Raw genomic sequence first — 17,837 nt, 5'->3', positions numbered from 1 at the left:
CTCTTACGCTATCCTATCCTTCTCTTATCTTATGTCACTTACCTCCTCTCTTGGTCCTATAGGAGTCTTTGACTCGGGCTATGGAGGGCTGACGATCCTCTCTGAGATCCGCCGTCAGCTCCCCCAGTACGACTACATCTATCTGGGTGACAATGCTCGCTCCCCGTACGGGACTCGTTCGTTCGACGTCATCAATGACTTCACCCTGCAAGCGGTGAAGTATCTCTTCGCCGAAGGTTGCCCCCTTGTCATCCTAGCATGTAACACCGCTTCGGCTAAGGCGCTCCGTGAGATCCAGCAGCACTACCTACCCATATCCGACGATCCTACGCGTCGTGTCCTCGGGGTCATTCGCCCCACAGTAGAGGCGATCTCCGAATACACGAAGACGAAGCACGTCGGCGTGGTAGCTACCCCTGGGACGGTCTCCTCACACTCCTACGCCACGGAGATCGGTAAGCTCTTCCCCGAGGTCGTCGTCAAGGAGCAAGCATGCCCGATGTGGGTGCCTCTTGTCGAGTACGGCGAGAGTGACAAGCCTGGTGCTGATTACTTCGTCCGACGCTATACCGAGGAACTCATCGAGGCCGATCCAGAGATCGACACGCTGATCCTAGGATGCACGCACTATCCGCTCCTTCGTCCGAAGATCCGAGAGGCTCTGCCTGAGTCTGTCCAGCTCATCTCGCAGGGGGAACTGGTAGCCACATCGCTAGCTGACTACCTCCAGCGTCATCCCGAGATGGAGTGTCGTCTGAGTCAGGGCGGGGGGATCTCCTACAGGACGACCGAGTGCCCGGACAAGTTCGAAGAGCTCGCCTCCATCTTCACCGGTACGGAGGTCGATGCCGTACGTGTCAAGCTCGGCTCATAGATGAAGCGCTTCCTTTTGCTTATTCTCCTCTCGGCGCTCAGCGTCGGAGGGTATGCCCAGAGCACGAAGCTTCAGGTCGGCGCCGAACGGATGGAGCTACTACTCCCCCTCCTTGAAGGGAAGCGGGTAGCGCTCATGGTCAATCAGAGTTCGCTCGTCGGAGCGACGGGCACTCACCTCGTCGATACCCTCCTCTCCCGAGGGGTGAAGGTCGTCCGTCTCTTCGTCCCAGAGCATGGACTGAGGGGGAAGGTCGATGCAGGGAAGGCGGTGAAGAGTGAGATCGACGAGAAGACACAGCTCCCCGTCGTCAGCCTCTACGGCCAGCGCCGACGTCCTACACCTGAGATGCTGGAGGATATCGATCTACTCCTCTTCGACCTGCAGGATGTAGGGACTCGATTCTATACCTATATCTCCTCGATGCACTACCTCATGGAGGCTTGTGCCGAGGAGGGGAAGACCTTCGTCGTCTGTGACCGCCCCAACCCCAATGACTTCGTTGACGGACCTATCCTCCAGCCCGATTGTCGCTCCTTCGTCGGGGTCGACCCTTTGCCCATCGCCCACGGCCTTACGGTCGGGGAGCTAGCCCTGATGATCGACGGGGAGCGCTGGCTTCGTGGAGGGCGCTCCTGTAGGCTGAAGGTCATTCCTCTAGTCGGCTGGTCGCACGGCGAGCCCTACGAACTACCCGTTCGCCCTAGCCCTAACCTCCCCAATAGCCAGGCGATAGCACTCTACCCTTCCCTCTGTCTCTTTGAGGCGACGATCATGAGCGTGGGGCGAGGTACCGATAAGCCTTTTCAGGCCTTGGGTCATCCTAACGCTGGCTTTGGTCAGCTCGTCTTCACTCCTCGGGTCAAGGTCGGAGAGGACTCCAATCCCCGTCACAAGGGTAAGCCTTGCTATGGCATAGACTATCTAGAGAAGGGACTCCCCAAGGGGCAGATCTCACTTGCGCCCCTCGTCGACCTCTACCGCAAGGCAGAGAGTCTAGGGCTTCAGCTCATCAATCAGCGACAGCTCTTCGACCTGCTGGCGGGGACGAAGACGCTACGAAGCCAACTAGCCTCAGGGCTCTCTGAGGCGGAGATACGTGCTTCGTGGGAGGCCGACCTCGAGGCTTATCGGCGCCTCCGAGCGAAGTATCTCCTCTACGAGGACGCACGCTAAGCACCACTCCAGCATAGCTAGCCCCCATCGATCCGTCGGGTCGATGGGGGCTAGCTCTTTCATAGGATAAGCTCGCTACCTCGTCTGAGATGAAGCCTCTAAAATATACCCCATGCATGGGGTACCACACCGACCCATTCATGGGTCACCGAGGTCACCCATGAATGGGTCGCTCGGGGGAGGCATGTATGGGGTGTGGCGACCCTCGCTTTAGAGCTCCTTCACCTTCGACCCTGTGGGCGAGCTTTTCTCCGAGGTCAAGCGGGGGAAATTCCGCCCTTAGGATGGGGCTATCGGGGAGCTTCCGCCCCTGTAGGGTATTTGAGAATTATTTATACCTTTGTTATATAGAGTCGTAATGTGTATAGAAGACTCGTACACTTTAAGAACAGAAATGAACGAATTCAAGAAATTTGCCGTAGGTCACTTAGGGATGAACTCCTTGGCACTGGATGACTACATGCAGGTGCAGAGTAGCTACATCTCGCCGACGATCATCGAGGAGCGCCCTATGAACGTGGCCCAGATGGATGTATTCTCTCGGTTGATGATGGACCGCATCATCTTCCTCGGGACACAGATCAATGACTATACGGCCAATGTCATACAGGCTCAGCTCCTCTTCCTAGACAGCAGCGAGCCTGGCAAGGATATCTCGATCTATATCAATTCTCCGGGTGGCTCGGTCTATGCGGGCTACGGGATCTACGACACGATGCAGTTCATCGAGAGCGATGTATCTACTATATGTACGGGGATGGCAGCATCCATGGCTTCCGTCCTCCTCGTCGCAGGGACCGAGGGCAAGCGCTTTGCTCTGCCCCACTCCCGTGTGATGATCCACCAGCCCCTAGGAGGGATGCAGGGCCAGGCCAGCGACCTTGAGATCGCCGCACGTGAGATCCTCAAGGTCAAGGAAGAGCTCTATACGATCCTCTCCAAGCACTCGGGACAGCCCTTCGAGGCGATCCAGCGAGACAGCGACCGTGACTATTGGATGACCGCACCAGAGGCTAAGGCTTATGGCATGGTCGACGAGATCCTCACCCGTACCCAGCGTACACAGAAGCAGACCGAAGCGTAGATGGCCAAGAAGACTAAAGGACCAGAGCACTGTAGCTTCTGCGGTAGGACTGAGGCCGAGGCCGGAGCCCTACTCCATGGGATGGAGTCGCAGATATGCCCCGACTGTATCCTCCAGGGCTATCAGCTCCTCGGGGGCGTAGTCTCTACCCCTGACGGGGCTCCAGAGAGCGCCCCACTTGAGGCCCTTCATGAGCTCCCCAAGCCTAGAGAGATCAAGGAGTTCCTCGATGACTATGTCGTTGGACAGGACGAAGCTAAGCGCTACCTCTCTGTAGCTGTCTACAATCACTACAAGCGACTCATGCAGCCCTCCTCGGAGGTCGATGGTGTCGAGATCGAGAAGAGTAACATCCTCCTACTCGGCCCCACAGGTACGGGTAAGACCTTGCTCGCTAAGACGATCGCTCGTCTGCTGAAGGTGCCCTTCACGATCGTCGATGCTACTGTGCTGACGCAGGCTGGCTATGTGGGCGAGGATATCGAGAGTCTGCTGACACGCCTCCTGCAAGTAGCCGACTACGACGTCGCTGCCGCAGAGCGTGGGATCGTCTTCATCGATGAGATCGACAAGATCGCACGTAAGGGGGACAACCCTTCCATCACGCGCGACGTCAGTGGCGAAGGGGTCCAGCAGGGACTCCTCAAGCTCCTCGAAGGATCAATCGTCAACGTCCCCCCTCAGGGCGGACGTAAGCACCCCGACCAGAAGATGATCCAGGTAGACACCAAGCAGATCCTCTTCATCTGCGCCGGAGCCTTTGATGGCATCGAGCGCAAGATTGCTCATCGCCTCAATACCCGTGTCGTGGGCTACAACAGCCCTCGCTCTAAGATGGGTAAGTACGAGGAGGAAGAGCTCCTCAGATATGTAGACGCTCGTGACCTCAAGAGCTTCGGGCTCATCCCTGAGATCATAGGCCGTCTACCGATCATCACCTTCCTACACCCACTCCATCGGGATACCCTGAGGATGATCCTCACCGAGCCCAAGAATGCCCTGGTGCGTCAGTACACCAAGATCTTCGAGCTCGATGGTATCCACCTGACCTTCACCGACGAAGCGCTTGATGCCGTCGTCTCCAAGACGATGGAGCAGAAGCTCGGAGCACGTGGCCTCAGGGCGATCATGGAGCAGGTGATGGTAGAGCCCATGTATGAGCTCCCCTCCCAGGGGATCACGGAGTTCGTCGTGGATGCCTCCTATGTAGAGCAGCAGCTCCAGAAGGGGGGCGGCTTGATCCCTAACTAACCCCTCTCTCCAGAGAAAACCTATCATCCGTGTCATAGTCAATACCGCAGTCACTCCCTAGAGTGACAGACACAGCGAGTGGAGAGCACTAACGAAGCGTACGCCATGGGTAGTATCGACCTTACAAAAGCCCTTAAGAAGCACTTTGGCTTCGACCAGTTCAAGGGGAACCAGCGGGAGATCATCGAGAGTATCCTCGCAGGTCATGATACCTTTGTCCTCATGCCTACTGGCGGAGGGAAGAGTCTTTGCTATCAGCTCCCAGCCCTTCTGATGGAGGGTACGGCCGTGATCATCTCTCCACTGATCGCCCTGATGAAGAATCAGGTCGATGCCGTGCGTGGCTTCTGCGAAGAGGATACCATAGCTCACTTCCTCAACTCCTCCCTCTCACGGGCTAAGCTCGAGGAGGTCAAGGAGGACGTCCGACAGGGCAGGACGAAGCTCCTCTACGTAGCACCTGAGTCGCTCCACAAGAAGGAGAATGTCAAGCTCCTGAGTGAAGTGCCTATCTCCTTCTACGCTGTAGACGAGGCCCACTGTATCTCCGAATGGGGGCACGACTTCCGTCCCGAATATCGGCGCATCCGCTCCGTGGTGATGGAGATCGCTCCCCGCCCGATCATGGCCCTCACCGCTACGGCTACACCCAAGGTCCAGCATGACATCATGAAGAACCTAGGGATGGAGACAGCTGTTGTCTTCCAGAGTTCGTTCAACAGACCGAACCTCCTCTATAAGATACAGCCCAAGACTCCTGAGATGGAGCGGGAGATCGTCCGCTTCATCCTCAGCAACCCCAAGAAGAGTGGGATCGTCTACTGCATGCGCCGTACGCAGGTGATGAACTTCACCGAGGTGCTCCAGGCTAATGGGATCAAGGCCCTGCCCTACCATGCAGGGCTCGACACCAAGGAGCGTGCTGAGAACCAAGATGCCTTCATCGAAGAGCGTGTCGACGTCATCGTCGCTACCATCGCCTTCGGTATGGGTATAGACAAGCCCGATGTGCGCTACGTCATCCACTACGATATGCCTAAGAGTCTCGAGGGTTACTACCAAGAGACCGGGCGTGCCGGACGTGATGGTGGCGAGGGTATCTGTATCGCCTACTACGATCATGACGACCTAGAGAAGCTCGAGCGCTTCACCAAGGGTAAGTCCGTAGCAGACCAAGAGATAGCCCGAGCACTCCTACGTGAGACAGCTGACTATGCTGAGACTAATATCTGTCGCCGATCCTTCCTCCTCAACTACTTCGGGGAGCGATATGAGGCGGAGAACTGCGGTAACTGTGATAATTGTTTAGTACCTAAGAATAAAGTGGAAGCTAAAGAATTGCTAGTAAACCTCCTCGAGGTAGTAAGTACCCTCAAGGAGAAATTCAATACAGACTACGTCATCTCCATCCTTAGAGGAGAGACCAACTCTGATATCGAGTCCTTCCATCACGAAGAGCTGGACTGCTTCGGATCTGGACAAGATCATGAGGAGTCTACATGGACGACGATCGTCCGTCAGGCTCTAATCGCTGGCTACCTAGCCAAGGATGTCGAGAACTATGGACTACTCAAGCTTACCCCCGCAGGTAAGAAGTTCATGAAGAAGCCCACCAGCTTCAAGATCACCGACTCCGAGGAGGAGGGTGAGGATCAGCCTGCACCATCAGGTGGCGGAGGCTCGGGTGAGTCTACTGACCCCGTACTCTTCGCTATCATGAAGGATCTGCGTAAGAAGATGGGACAGCAGAATAATGTCCCTCCCTACGTTATCTTCCAGGATACCTCCCTTGAGGCTATGGCTACGCTCTACCCCATCACCATGGATGAGCTACAGAATATCCCTGGGGTAGGTGCGGGTAAGGCTGCACGCTACGGGCAGAAGTTCCTCGATGTCATCCGTCGCCATGTCGAAGAGAATGATATCGACCGCCCAGCAGATATACGTGTGCGTACCCGCCCAGATAAGTCGAAGCTGAAGATCAATATCATCCAGCAGATCGACCGCAAGGTAGCCCTCGATGATATCGCTATAGCCCTCGGGCTGGACTTCGATGTCCTCATCGGAGAGGTCGAGGCGATTGTCTACTCCGGTACGCGTATCAACATCAACTACTTCATCGAAGAAGTGATTGACGAAGACCGTATCGAGGATATCTACGAGTACTTCAAGGAGTCCACGACAGACGATATCAACGAAGCTCTCTCGGAGCTCGGTAATGACTACTCCGAAGAGGAAGTACGCCTGGTGCGCATCAAGTTCCTCTCCGAGCTAGCCAACTAAGCCCTACCTATGTACCCCCCTCTCCCCTAGATTCCCTTCCCTAGATGAAACGAAAGACAACAATAGTCCTCCTCAGTCTCTTTGCCCTCGGGTCCTTGACCCTAGCGCAGACCAAGCGAGGTGAGCCCCAGAAGAAGACCACTGTCGACGAGGTCGTATGGATGGTCGGTGACGAACCTATCCTACTATCGGATATAGAGTACCAGAAGCTCTTCGCACGTAGCCAGGGATTGACGATCAGCGGAGATCCCGACTGCGTCATCCCCGAGCAGATGGCGATACAGAAGCTCTTCCTCAACCAAGCTAAGATCGACAGCGTCCAGGCTAATGAGACTCAGGTAGCCCGTATGGTAGACATGTGGGTGCAGAATGTCATCTCGGAGCTGGGCTCTAAGGAGAAGCTCGAGGAGTACTTCAATAAGAAGCTCTCACAGATCCGTGAAGAGCGTACCCTGCAGGCTCGTAATGAAGCCATCGTCGAGATGATGAAGTCGAAGATCTCGCAGGGAGTACAGGTCACCCCCTCGGAGATCAGTGCCTTCTACAAGCAGCTTCCTAAGGACAGCCTTCCCTTCATCCCTAAGACCGTAGAGGTTCAGATCATCGCCCTACAGCCTCAGGTACCTCTGGCAGAGCTCGACCGAGTCAAGAGTACCCTTCGTGGCTATGCCGAGGATGTGAACTCCGGCAAGCGAGAGTTCTCTACCATCGCCCGCCTCTACTCCGAGGACAAGCGCACGGCTTCACGTGGGGGCGAATATGGCTTCGTCGGGAAGGCTTACCTTGATCCCGCCTTCGCCACCGCTGTCTTCAACCTCATGGACAAGACACGTGTCTCCCCCATCATCAAGACCGATGAGGGCTACCACATCGCTCAGCTCATCGAGAAGCGAGGGGATCTAGTGAACTTCCGTCACATCCTCCTTCGTCCTACCATCGAGGAGAAGGCGATCACCGAGGCTACTCTGCGTATCGACTCCGTTGCAAAGGCTATTCAGGAGGAGAAGATCACCTTTGAGGTCGCAGCTCAGCTCTATTCGGATGACAAGAACACGTACAACAACGGGGGGCTGATGACCAATACCTCCAACGAGAGCGAGTTCTCAGGGTCACCCAACTTCCGCTACGAAGATCTCCCCCAGGATATAGCTAAGGTAGCCTACGAGCTCAAGCAAGGTGAGATCTCCAAGCCCTTCGTCATGCATACCGACAAGGGGCTAGAGCAGGTGGCGATCATCCGCATCAAGGAGATCCATCCCGAGCACATGGCGAACATGAACAACGACTTCCGGCGCATCAAGGAGATGGCCCTTGCGAAGAAGCGCAAGCAGGTCATCGACGACTGGATCCGTGCCCGTCAGAAGCAGACGCACATCGAGATCAATGAGCGCTATCGAGACTGCACCTTCCAGTACCCCGATTGGATACACGAGGATAAGTAATGCCCTCAAGTAATAGACGCCTCAGCCTATCTGTAGCTCTCGCCCTCCTCGTGATGGGTGGGAGCTACCTCACTTCACGTGCCTCCTATCGTGGCTACACAGGTGGGACGGTAGCTACCCCTCAGACACAGACGAAGCCGGGGGCAAAGCCTGGGACACGTATCATCCTTGATCATGCGGACCTGCTCAGCTACGATGCCTCCCTCCAGCCTGGAGTACAGCGCCTCAAGGGGAGCGTAGTCCTCAAGCATGGCAATGCGACGATGACCTGCGACAGCGCCTACCTCAATGAGGACGCACAGGTCTTCGAAGCCTTCGGCGACGTGCATATGGTGCAGGGGGATACGGTGCACATGTATGCCCGCTACCTCTACTATGATGGCGTCTCGAAGCTCGCTCGCCTCCGTCACAACGTCCACCTAGCGAACAAGACCACCGACCTCTATACCGACAGCCTCGACTACGACCGCATCGCCGACATCGCCTACTACTTCGAGGGTGGGTCGATCTCCGATGCACAGAATACGCTGACCTCGGACTACGGTCAGTTCCTCCCCGCTACCAACGACGCCGAGTTCCGCTACAATGTCAAGCTCGTCAATGACAAGACGACGATGACCACAGAGCATCTCTTCTACAATACGCATACCCGTATCAGTAGCTACGAGGGCTCTACCCTGATCAAGTCGGACTCAGGACAGATCGTCTCCCAGCGAGGCATCTATGACGTCGGGCGAGATGTAGGTATCCTGCTGGATCGCTCGGAGGTATATTCGGGAGCGAGGACCCTCATCGGGGACTCGATCTACTACGATGGTCCGAGTAAGTTCGGCGAAGCATTCGGTCGGATGCAGCTCTCTGATACCGTGCAGAAGGCGATACTCTATGGCGACTACGGCTACTTTGATGACAAGCGCAACTATGCCTTCGCCACCTCCCGAGCTCATGCAGAGGAGTATTCGCAGAAGGATACCCTCTACGTCACGGCAGATACCCTAGAGCTCATCAGCCTTCCGATAAAGGGGAGGAGGCCCGTAGACAGCCTCAGCACAGACTCTACGGCTACGAGTAAGCTCGACACCATGCAGCGCTACCTCCGTGGCTACCGGCATGTACGTGTCTTCCGTCGAGATGCTCAGGCAGTAGCCGACTCCCTGAGCTATGTCTCGATGGACTCTACCCTATCCCTCTACGGCAAGCCCATCCTCTGGAGTGAGGAGCGGCAACTCTCGGGAGACACCACGCACTTCTACTTCCGAGGCAAGAAGCTCGACTATGTTGATGTCCTCGGGAGTGCACTCACCGTCGAGCACATCGATAGCGTGGACTTCTACAATCAGATGAGTGGCGACTCCCTGCGTGCCTACATACAGGACAGTACCGTCCGAGAGATCATCGTCCGAGGCAAGGTCGAATCCATCTACTATATGAAGGATGAAGGGACGAACGAGTACAACGGCCTCAATAGGATGTCGAGCTCGACGATGCATGTCTACCTCGACTCAGGGCGGGTCTCTAAGTCGATCTGGCTTGGCCCCGTCGAGGGGAAGGCTTATCCTCTGGCGATGGCCTCAGGCGCTGAGGTCAACCGCCTCGAGCGATTCGTCTGGGCTGCCGATAGGCGTCCCATGCGCAAGGAGGATATCACTACCGTCGGGGATTCGCTACCTCCGAGTGAGCAACGCTCTATTCCGCTGTCCGACCTCAAGCGATTTAGCGGAGCTAAGGCTGCGATGGTAGCCTACGAACCCTTCGAGCGTAAGGCTCGAGAAGAAGCCCAACGTACGGACTCGCTGATGGCGACCTACCGAGGGCTCGATCCTGCAGCGTATCGGGAGACTTACCGATGCGTACTACGACCTCTCCCCACGGATGGAGAGCATGATTCACCCCACACACTCATAGACACCTCATGGGTATACAGAGCTTTTTCAAGCAGAGAAGACCAAGACAGTTCGAGCACAAGCTCATCTACTGGGATCCTAAAAGGGAAGAACTCGCCAAGCGAGTCGAACGCATTAGGCGGGAAATGATCGAGGCTGGAGAGCTCGAGCCAGATTCAGCCCCAGAGCCTACCAGCGAAGGGACTTCGGGTAGCTCTTCTACACCGCCTAACTATGATGCTACGGAGCAGATCCGAGGAGCCTTCATACACTCGACTCGACACCTGAGCCGACAGCATCGACGGGGGATCACCTCGGCCGACCGCAGTCAGCGAATCATCCGCCTCATGATCGCCCTCTTAGCCCTAGGATTTGCCTTCTGGTATTTCTTCATTAGATGAGCGATATTATCCGTCTACTCCCCGAGTCCATTGCCAATCAGATAGCCGCAGGGGAGGTCGTACCCGCTCCAGCCTATCTGGTCAAGGAGCTCGTGGAGAACTCGATCGATGCTGGCGCTTCGCAGATCCAAGTCGAGATCGTAGGCGCTGGACGGCAGGCTGTATCCGTGACCGACGACGGCAAGGGGATGTCCCCTACGGATGCACGCATGGCTTTCGAGCGTCATGCTACCTCCAAGCTCCAGACCATCGACGACCTACAGCGTCTGACGACGATGGGCTTCCGTGGCGAAGCTCTGGCGGCGATCGCCTCCGTCTGTCAGGTGGAGCTACAGACCCGTATCGCTAGTCTCGATGTAGGCACAGAGCTCATCATCGAGGGGACGAGGGTCAAGTCGCAGTCGCCCGTAGCCTGTGCCGTAGGGACGACCCTCAAGGCGAAGAATATCTTCTACAACACCCCAGGTAGACGCAAGCACCTCGAGGCAAGGAAGGAAGCGACGGAACTGATGGAGATCTGGCGAGAGTTCGCCAAGGTCGCCCTAGCCAATCCGCAGATCGCCTTCTCGCTCCGTGGTGCAGGGAAGTACGACAAGACGCTCCCTGCCAGTTCGCTCAAGGAGCGTATCATCGGTATCGGGGGGCAGAAGCTCTCCAAGGCACTCATCCCCGTGAGCTACGAGAGTGCCTTCTGCACGATACGAGGCTTCATCGGCACACCCTCCTCAGCGCTGAAGAGCGGAGCACAGCAGTACTTCTTCGTCAATGATCGCTTCATCCGTCATCCCTACTTCCACAAGGCGATCAGCCTAGCCTACGAGAACTTCATCCCCGCAGGTACACAGCCCCATTACTTCCTCTTCTTCTCCATCCCAGCGGAGAATATCGATGTCAACATCCACCCACAGAAGACTGACGTTCGCTTCATTGATGAGAACACGATCTTCCAGGTGATCCTCAGCTTGGTGCGTGATGCCTTCAGCTCTCATGCCCTAGCCCCGATCATCGACTTCGAGGATGCTTCGCAGGTAGAGATCCCCGCCTATGCAGGGCGCAAGGATACGGTGCTTGATCTGGATGAACAGCTAGCCTCCCGCAGTCAGTTGGGGAGCGATCCTCTAGCCGAAGGGAGCACAGCTAGCTCTACCCCTTCCTTTGGAGGAGGAAGATTAGGCGTGCGCCTCTCCTCCTCGGGTCGAAGCTATCTGCCGAAGGAGCCCGAGGTGAACTGGGATGATCTCGGGGAGCACTTCGATAGCATGACCTTCGACAAGGAGGATCAGCGTCTCTTCGAAGAGGAGCCTCAGGAGCAGTCGACTCGTGGCATTCGCCTCTCTCAGGCAGGCAATCTCCGCACACGCCCCTCTACGCCCAGCTCTCGCCTACTCTATCAGAGTCGCTACATCGTCACGACACTGGGCGATGCACTGGCATTCGTAGATCTAGCCCGTGCCGTACTACGTATCACCTACGAGCAGTACCGAGCGGACATGACGGCGCATAGCTACCGAGTCGAGCAGCCCCTCTTCCCCGAAGTTCTGGAGTTTGCTCCACAGGAGCTCCCTACGGCGATACAGCTCATGGAAGAGCTGAGTCAAGTAGGATTTGACTTCGGCGATCTTGGAGACGGACACTATTCGATCGTCGAAGCTCCATCGTTCATCGCCAAGGATGCCGCTGGGTTCGTCCGACTCATCGTGGCCGACAGCATCGATACCCATCGGGAGGGCACGGAGTACGTCCACATGTTCCTCGCTGAGGTGGCTGCCGAGTCGGAGGCACTTCAGCGAGTCTTCCCTAAGGATGACGAAGGACTCACCGAACTCATGGATCAGCTTTTCTCCAGCAGTGATCCCTACTTCACGCCTTCGGGCAAAGCGATCATCACCCTCCTTACAGAGCCCATGGTCGCTAACTTCTTCAACTAGTCTACGAGCCCTCGCATGGATCATCTCCCTGCGGGGGCTTTCTTTTCCCCTTACCCCCAAGCCACTTCCCCGAGGGGGAGTTTCGCCCGCTCTGAGAAGGGGGGATCATGGGGCGCTCTTCTACCCCATTCATGGGGTACCTGACCGACCCATTCATGGGTCACCCGAGCGACCCATGAATGGGTTCCTCTTGGGAGGTATGAATGGGGGATCTTCTCCCCCATCATCGAGGAGACGGAGCGGAATCATCCGCCACGAGGGAGCGAGGTATCAGAGCCCCCTAAAATGTTGTATCTTTGAGTTGCCTTAGGCCTAGGACAACCGTTGTCCGATCCGAAGGGCAAGCAACAAATCACATCATCTACATGAACAACAATCAACTGATGACCCAGGCTGCGAACAACATTCGTATCCTAGCAGCCAGCATGGTCGAGCGAGCTAAGAGTGGCCACCCTGGTGGGGCTATGGGCGGAGCGGACTTTGTCAATGTCCTCTTCTCAGAGTTCCTCATCTTCGATCCAGATGCACCCGCTTGGTCTGGACGTGACCGCTTCTTCATGGACCCGGGGCACATGTCTCCGATGCTCTATGCCCAGCTCTCACTCCTGGGGAAGTACACGATGGACGAACTCAAGCAGTTCCGTCAGTGGGGAAGTCCTACTCCTGGACACCCCGAGGTCGATGTACTGCGTGGCGTAGAGAACACCTCTGGACCTCTGGGGCAAGGGCATACCTTCGCCGTCGGAGCTGCCATCGCTGCTAAGTTCCTCCAGCACCGCCTAGGCTGGGTCATGAGCCAGACGATCTACGCCTATATCTCCGATGGTGGTATCCAGGAGGAGATCTCTCAGGGGGCAGGTCGTATCGCAGGGCATCTGGGGCTGGACAACCTCATCATGTACTATGATGCCAATAATGTCCAGCTCTCTACGACCGTCGAAGAGGTCGACAGCGAAGATGTAGCTGCTAAGTACAAGGCTTGGGGTTGGCACGTCATCGAGATCGATGGTTGCTGTCCCGACCAGATCCGCACAGCGCTCAAGGAAGCTAAGGCTACCGTCGGCAAGCCCACCCTGATCATAGGCAAGACCGTCATGGGGCGTGGAGCTGTCGGACCTAATGGTGAGAACTACGAGAATCGCGTCAATACCCACGGCCAGCCTCTCTCAGCAGCCGGTGCATGCTTCGAAGGGACGGTGAAGAACCTCGGTGGTGATCCCAGCGAGCCCTTCCAGATCTTCCCCGAGGTACAGGCGCTCTATGATGCTCGTCTGAAGCACCTCCGTGAGCTGGCTGCTGCCCGTAAGAAGGAGGAGCAGACGTGGCGTGAAGACAACCCCGACCGTGCTAAGAAGCTCGATGAATGGTTCTCAGGCAAGACTCCCTCTGTCGACTGGAGTCAGGTCGAGCAGAAGCCTAACCAAGCTACCCGAGCTGCCTCTGCTACGGTGCTCAGTGCACTAGCTACTCAGGTAGAGAACATGATCGTAGCCTCCGCCGACCTCTCTAACTCCGATAAGACCGATGGCTTCCTCAAGAAGACCCGAGCTCTGAGCCGTGGGGACTTCAGTGGTGCCTTCCTCCAACCTGGGGTAGCTGAGCTGACGATGGCTTGTCTCTGCATCGGTATGGCCCTGCATGGTGGGGTCGTAGCTGCCTGTGGTACGTTCTTCGTCTTCTCCGACTACATGAAGCCAGCAGTGCGCATGGCCGCCCTCATGGAGCTCCCCGTGAAGTTCATCTGGTCACACGATGCCTTCCGTGTCGGTGAGGATGGACCTACCCATGAGCCTGTAGAGCAGGAAGCACAGATTCGCCTGATGGAGAAGCTCCAGAATCACCACGGCCGAGACAGCGTGCTTGTACTCCGCCCCTCCGATGTCGAGGAGACGACGGTGGCTTGGCGCATGGCTATGGAGAACGTCCATACACCTACGGCACTCATCCTCTCCCGTCAGAATATCAATGACCTACCCGCTCCCGCTGGAGAGAGCCGACGCACAGCTGCCGAGGCAGCTACACGTGGGGGCTATATCGTCCTTCGTGATGAGAAGCCCGAGGTCGTACTCATCGCTAACGGTAGCGAGGTCTCTACGCTCGTCGAGGGTGCTGAACTACTGCACAAGGAGGGTATCCGCCTACAGATCGTGGCTGTGCCCAGCGAAGGGCTCTTCCGCCGTCAGAGCAAGGAGTATCAGCAGGAAGTCCTACCCGAGGGGATCATCCGCTTTGGTCTCACGGCAGGTCTCCCCGTCAATCTCCTAGGACTGGTAGGTGACCATGGCTCTATCTGGGGTCTGAACTCCTTCGGCTTCTCCGCTCCCTACAAGGTGCTCGATGAGAAGCTAGGCTTCACTCCAGAGCATGTCTACCACGAGGTCAAAAAGCTCCTCGGTAAGTAATCCGTCCCTCCCCTAGTTCACTAGATGATATGAATCAGATAGGCATTTGCTCTGACCACGCTGGCTACGAGGTCAAGGAGCTTGTGAAAGCTCAGCTCATCGCCCGAGGCCTGTCGGTCAAGGACTTCGGCTGTTACTCCAGCGAGCGATGTGATTACCCCGACTTCGCCCATCCCATGGGTCGGGCGATCCAGCAGGGAGAGCTCTCCCGAGGGATCTCCGTCTGTGGCTCTGGCAATGGGATCTCCATGGTCCTGAACAAGTACCCTCGGGTACGTGCCGCCCTCTGCTGGGATGTCGAGCTAGCTAAGCTCGCCCGTGAGCACAACGATGCTAACGTACTCTCTCTGCCCGCTCGCTTCATCACGGAGCAACAGGCTGAGGAGATCGTCTCTGCCTTCCTCGATACAGCCTTCGAGGGCGGACGGCATCAGCCCCGTGTCGATAAGATCCCTATCCACGAATAGGGCGACGATTCGCTCCCATACACCCCTGGCTAAGTGACTGCGAGGGGTGACTGCATCAGGCTAGCCCTTGGGCTCCATACAGGTCCAAGGGCTAGCTATACCCTTCAGGCTGAGGCCTCGGTCTCAGCTCCACGCTCCCCTCTGGGATGAGACTCTCGTCCCTTAGTCCATCATCCAATGAAACAGTTCCTCGCCCGCCCGCTCACCTTCGACCGCATGTCTAGAGCCTTTCTCCTAGCAGTGCTGGTCATCCTCATCTTCTGGGCTCTTCAGGCGATATGGAGTATCATCCTACCCTTCCTACTTGCAGGGATCTTCGCCTATGTGGTGATGCCCTTGGTGCGCTTCTTCCAGTACACACTGCACTTGCGCTCCCGAGGGCTCTCTGTCCTGCTTACCCTCCTCCTGCTGGGAGCCCTCGTCACCCTCGGAGTCATCTTCGTCATCCCTTCGGTCAAGGCTGAGGTAGAGAAGACTCTGCAGGTCATCTCGGGCTATAGCGGCGGGCAGGATCTACTGACGATGCTCCTGCCGAAGAGCGTACGCAACTACCTGAGTGGTGGGATCAACTGGGGGAGCTTTTCTCAGCACCTCTCCTTCGAGAAGATCCTAGAGAATACCAAGCTCCTACTGGACCAGCTGGGTGGGATCATCAATGGCACGCTCTCCATCTTCTCTTGGGGCTTTGTCTTCCTCATTGGGATCATCTACTTCATCTTCATCCTGCTGGACTTCGAGAACCTAGGACGGGGCTTTATCGGCCTCTTCCCCAAGAGATCTCGCCCCACAGTGCATGCGATCTTCTCCGATCTAGATCGCTACATGAACAACTACTTCCGTGGCCAAGCCTTCGTAGCCATCAGCGTGGGACTCCTGCTCTCTGTGGGCTTCAACATCATCGGACTACCGCTGGCCACAGCTATGGGTATCTTCATTGGCATCCTGAACTTCATCCCCTACATGCAGGCGCTCGGTGTCATCCCCTTGGGGTTGGCCTGTCTACTCATGGCCGCCCAGACGGGTGAGAATGCTTTCGTCTGCCTCCTCCTCGGCTATGGTGTGCTAATGATCGTGCAGGTGATCCAGGATATGCTCATCGTCCCTCATATCATGGGACAGACGATGGGGATGCGCCCCTCGCTGATCCTCCTCGTGCTCTCTATCTGGGGCTACCTCTTGGGCTTCTTCGGGATGCTCATCGCTCTACCTGCGACGATGTTCATCTACTCCCTCTACATGCGCTACGTCCTGCAGGATGAGGACTACATCGAGAGACGTAAGCGAGATGAGGAGAAGCGTAGTGCTAAGAAGAAGCGCCGAGGTAAGACTCCTGCAGTGGAGGCAGTATCCACCCCAGAGACTGAGAAGTAGATGAGGCTCTTCTCTCCAGCTACGATCTTCCTGGCCAAGGGGCTATCCCGGGGCAAGGCACGCCAAGGGACGCGTCGCCTCTCCTCCATCCTTAGGCTGACGACCATCGGTGTGGCACTGAGCCTGAGCGTCATGCTCCTCTCGGTGACGATCATCCTAGGCTTCCACCGTCAGGTCCATGAGTTTGCCTTCAGTCAGACGGGACATATCAGTCTCAACGGCTACGGCAGTGACTGGAAGACCTCAACGACCCCGATACGTATCTCCCCCCGACTGCTCACCTACCTGAGAGGGCAAGCAGACATAGAGACCGCTACCCCACTCGTCCAGCAAGCGGGGCTACTCAAGACGGAAGACGACTTCTCAGGGATCCTGCTCTACGGGATCGACTCTAGCTTCCGTAGTCGCTACTTCGAGGAGAACATCCGTTCGGGCTCCTTCCCCTCCTTCTCTACCCCCAGTGGCGACCGTCCCCCGATCGTCCTCCCCTCGCACGTAGCCCGACGTATGGGCTATCAGGTGGGTGATCATATCCGCATCTACTTCTTCGGTGAGAAGATGCGGATACGCGTCTTCGAGCTCCAGGCGATCTACGAATCTACGGGCCTCGAGCTCTCCCCAGCACTCTGCCCGATCATGACCCTACAGAAGCTCAACCACTGGGATGAGCATACCTTCAGTCGCCTCTTGATCATGCTCCGTGAGCCTGAGAAGGCTGGGGCAGTCCTGGAGCATATCATCACCAGCCTTCAGGCTCGACCTGACCTCATCGGAGAGGAGAACTATGGGATGAACCTTGGCCAAGAGCTCCAGCCTGAGCTCTTCAATTGGCTCGCCTTCCTCGATACCAATGTCTATGCTCTACTCTCGCTCATGCTTCTAGTAGGAGGCTTTGCGATGATCACAGGGCTCATCATCATCGTGCTGGACAAGAGCCGGCAGATAGGTATCCTCAAGGCCCTCGGTGCTACGAACTCCCAGCTAAGACAGACCTTCCTCCTCATCGCTGCCCGCCTGATCCTCAAGGGAGTCCTCTGGGGGAACCTCCTCGCCCTCACACTTAGCCTCGTGCAGCGCCACTACAAGGTCATCAAGCTCAACCCTGCGAACTACTTCACCGATGCCGTACCCATCCACTTCGATCTCGGGCTATGGCTGGGGATCAATGTCGGGACCCTGCTGGTCATCCTCCTGATGGTCATAGTACCTGCCAGCCTAGTCAGTCGTATCCATCCTGCAGAGAGTATGCGCATTGATTAGCCCCTACTCATAGTC

Annotated in this window: 13 protein-coding genes; all 13 read left to right on the top strand. The window is 56.6% G+C overall.

All coding sequences use genetic code 11. The features are described 5' to 3' along the window. Positions 1-31 precede the first annotated feature (31 nt). The 13 genes from murI to HMPREF1556_RS00715 all read left to right on the top strand — a co-directional run bounded on the left by murI (position 32) and on the right by HMPREF1556_RS00715 (position 17,822). The gene (gene murI / locus HMPREF1556_RS00775; protein WP_021666256.1) at positions 32-874 is read left to right on the top strand and encodes a glutamate racemase; all 843 of its coding nucleotides are present in this window, start codon (positions 32-34) and stop codon (positions 872-874) included. Further along, a complete protein-coding gene (locus HMPREF1556_RS00770) occupies positions 875-2,050 on the top strand; it encodes an exo-beta-N-acetylmuramidase NamZ domain-containing protein (RefSeq protein WP_021666255.1) in 1,176 nt (391 codons plus the stop codon). A gap of 394 nt (positions 2,051-2,444) precedes the next feature. Next, complete coding sequence (gene clpP, locus HMPREF1556_RS00765) at positions 2,445-3,134, top strand: ATP-dependent Clp endopeptidase proteolytic subunit ClpP (RefSeq protein WP_021666253.1); 690 nt, start codon at positions 2,445-2,447, stop codon at positions 3,132-3,134. Next, positions 3,135-4,385 carry an ATP-dependent Clp protease ATP-binding subunit ClpX gene (gene clpX, locus HMPREF1556_RS00760; RefSeq protein WP_021666252.1) on the top strand — a complete coding sequence of 417 codons (1,251 nt, stop codon included), beginning with the start codon at positions 3,135-3,137 and terminating at the stop codon, positions 4,383-4,385. A gap of 105 nt (positions 4,386-4,490) precedes the next feature. Then, positions 4,491-6,668, top strand: a complete 2,178-nt coding sequence (gene recQ / locus HMPREF1556_RS00755; RefSeq protein ID WP_044125025.1) for a DNA helicase RecQ — start codon at positions 4,491-4,493, stop codon at positions 6,666-6,668. Between the two features lie 44 nt (positions 6,669-6,712). After that, on the top strand, positions 6,713-8,110 hold the full coding sequence (locus tag HMPREF1556_RS00750) for a peptidylprolyl isomerase (RefSeq protein WP_021666250.1): 1,398 nt from the start codon (positions 6,713-6,715) through the stop codon (positions 8,108-8,110). Then, positions 8,110-10,143 (top strand): OstA-like protein, encoded by a 2,034-nt coding sequence (locus tag HMPREF1556_RS00745; RefSeq protein WP_021666249.1) that lies wholly within the window; start codon positions 8,110-8,112, stop codon positions 10,141-10,143. The genes HMPREF1556_RS00750 and HMPREF1556_RS00745 overlap by 1 nt, the downstream gene beginning before the upstream one ends. Beyond that, the gene (locus tag HMPREF1556_RS00740) at positions 10,140-10,394 is read left to right on the top strand and encodes a hypothetical protein (protein WP_021666248.1); all 255 of its coding nucleotides are present in this window, start codon (positions 10,140-10,142) and stop codon (positions 10,392-10,394) included. Before HMPREF1556_RS00745 ends, HMPREF1556_RS00740 begins: the two co-directional genes overlap by 4 nt. After that, on the top strand, positions 10,391-12,322 hold the full coding sequence (gene mutL / locus HMPREF1556_RS00735; RefSeq protein ID WP_021666247.1) for a DNA mismatch repair endonuclease MutL: 1,932 nt from the start codon (positions 10,391-10,393) through the stop codon (positions 12,320-12,322). The genes HMPREF1556_RS00740 and mutL overlap by 4 nt, the downstream gene beginning before the upstream one ends. 365 nt (positions 12,323-12,687) lie before the next feature. Continuing rightward, positions 12,688-14,724 carry a transketolase gene (locus HMPREF1556_RS00730; protein ID WP_021666244.1) on the top strand — a complete coding sequence of 679 codons (2,037 nt, stop codon included), beginning with the start codon at positions 12,688-12,690 and terminating at the stop codon, positions 14,722-14,724. Between the two features lie 29 nt (positions 14,725-14,753). Then, positions 14,754-15,191: a ribose 5-phosphate isomerase B gene (gene rpiB / locus HMPREF1556_RS00725; protein ID WP_021666243.1), complete on the top strand. Its 438-nt coding sequence runs from the start codon at positions 14,754-14,756 to the stop codon at positions 15,189-15,191. A 177-nt stretch (positions 15,192-15,368) separates the two neighbouring features. Beyond that, the gene (locus HMPREF1556_RS00720) at positions 15,369-16,562 is read left to right on the top strand and encodes an AI-2E family transporter (protein WP_021666242.1); all 1,194 of its coding nucleotides are present in this window, start codon (positions 15,369-15,371) and stop codon (positions 16,560-16,562) included. After that, a complete protein-coding gene (locus HMPREF1556_RS00715; RefSeq protein ID WP_021666241.1) occupies positions 16,563-17,822 on the top strand; it encodes an FtsX-like permease family protein in 1,260 nt (419 codons plus the stop codon). The last annotated feature ends 15 nt before the right edge of the window (positions 17,823-17,837 follow it).

It is taken from the genome of Porphyromonas sp. oral taxon 278 str. W7784 (assembly GCF_000467855.2).
Taxonomy (GTDB): domain Bacteria; phylum Bacteroidota; class Bacteroidia; order Bacteroidales; family Porphyromonadaceae; genus Porphyromonas.
Note: the sequence above shows the minus strand (reverse complement) of the source record. Positions and strands in the feature narration are given on the sequence as shown.

What these genes read in the sequence shown, in the direction of transcription:
- murI (WP_021666256.1), top strand. Translation starts at nt 32, where the DNA reads ATGTCACTTACCTCCTCTCTTGGTCCTATAGGAGTCTTTGACTCGGGC.
- HMPREF1556_RS00770 (WP_021666255.1), top strand. Translation starts at nt 875, where the DNA reads ATGAAGCGCTTCCTTTTGCTTATTCTCCTCTCGGCGCTCAGCGTCGGA.
- clpP (WP_021666253.1), top strand. Translation starts at nt 2,445, where the DNA reads ATGAACGAATTCAAGAAATTTGCCGTAGGTCACTTAGGGATGAACTCC.
- clpX (WP_021666252.1), top strand. Translation starts at nt 3,135, where the DNA reads ATGGCCAAGAAGACTAAAGGACCAGAGCACTGTAGCTTCTGCGGTAGG.
- recQ (WP_044125025.1), top strand. Translation starts at nt 4,491, where the DNA reads ATGGGTAGTATCGACCTTACAAAAGCCCTTAAGAAGCACTTTGGCTTC.
- HMPREF1556_RS00750 (WP_021666250.1), top strand. Translation starts at nt 6,713, where the DNA reads ATGAAACGAAAGACAACAATAGTCCTCCTCAGTCTCTTTGCCCTCGGG.
- HMPREF1556_RS00745 (WP_021666249.1), top strand. Translation starts at nt 8,110, where the DNA reads ATGCCCTCAAGTAATAGACGCCTCAGCCTATCTGTAGCTCTCGCCCTC.
- HMPREF1556_RS00740 (WP_021666248.1), top strand. Translation starts at nt 10,140, where the DNA reads ATGATCGAGGCTGGAGAGCTCGAGCCAGATTCAGCCCCAGAGCCTACC.
- mutL (WP_021666247.1), top strand. Translation starts at nt 10,391, where the DNA reads ATGAGCGATATTATCCGTCTACTCCCCGAGTCCATTGCCAATCAGATA.
- HMPREF1556_RS00730 (WP_021666244.1), top strand. Translation starts at nt 12,688, where the DNA reads ATGAACAACAATCAACTGATGACCCAGGCTGCGAACAACATTCGTATC.
- rpiB (WP_021666243.1), top strand. Translation starts at nt 14,754, where the DNA reads ATGAATCAGATAGGCATTTGCTCTGACCACGCTGGCTACGAGGTCAAG.
- HMPREF1556_RS00720 (WP_021666242.1), top strand. Translation starts at nt 15,369, where the DNA reads ATGAAACAGTTCCTCGCCCGCCCGCTCACCTTCGACCGCATGTCTAGA.
- HMPREF1556_RS00715 (WP_021666241.1), top strand. Translation starts at nt 16,563, where the DNA reads ATGAGGCTCTTCTCTCCAGCTACGATCTTCCTGGCCAAGGGGCTATCC.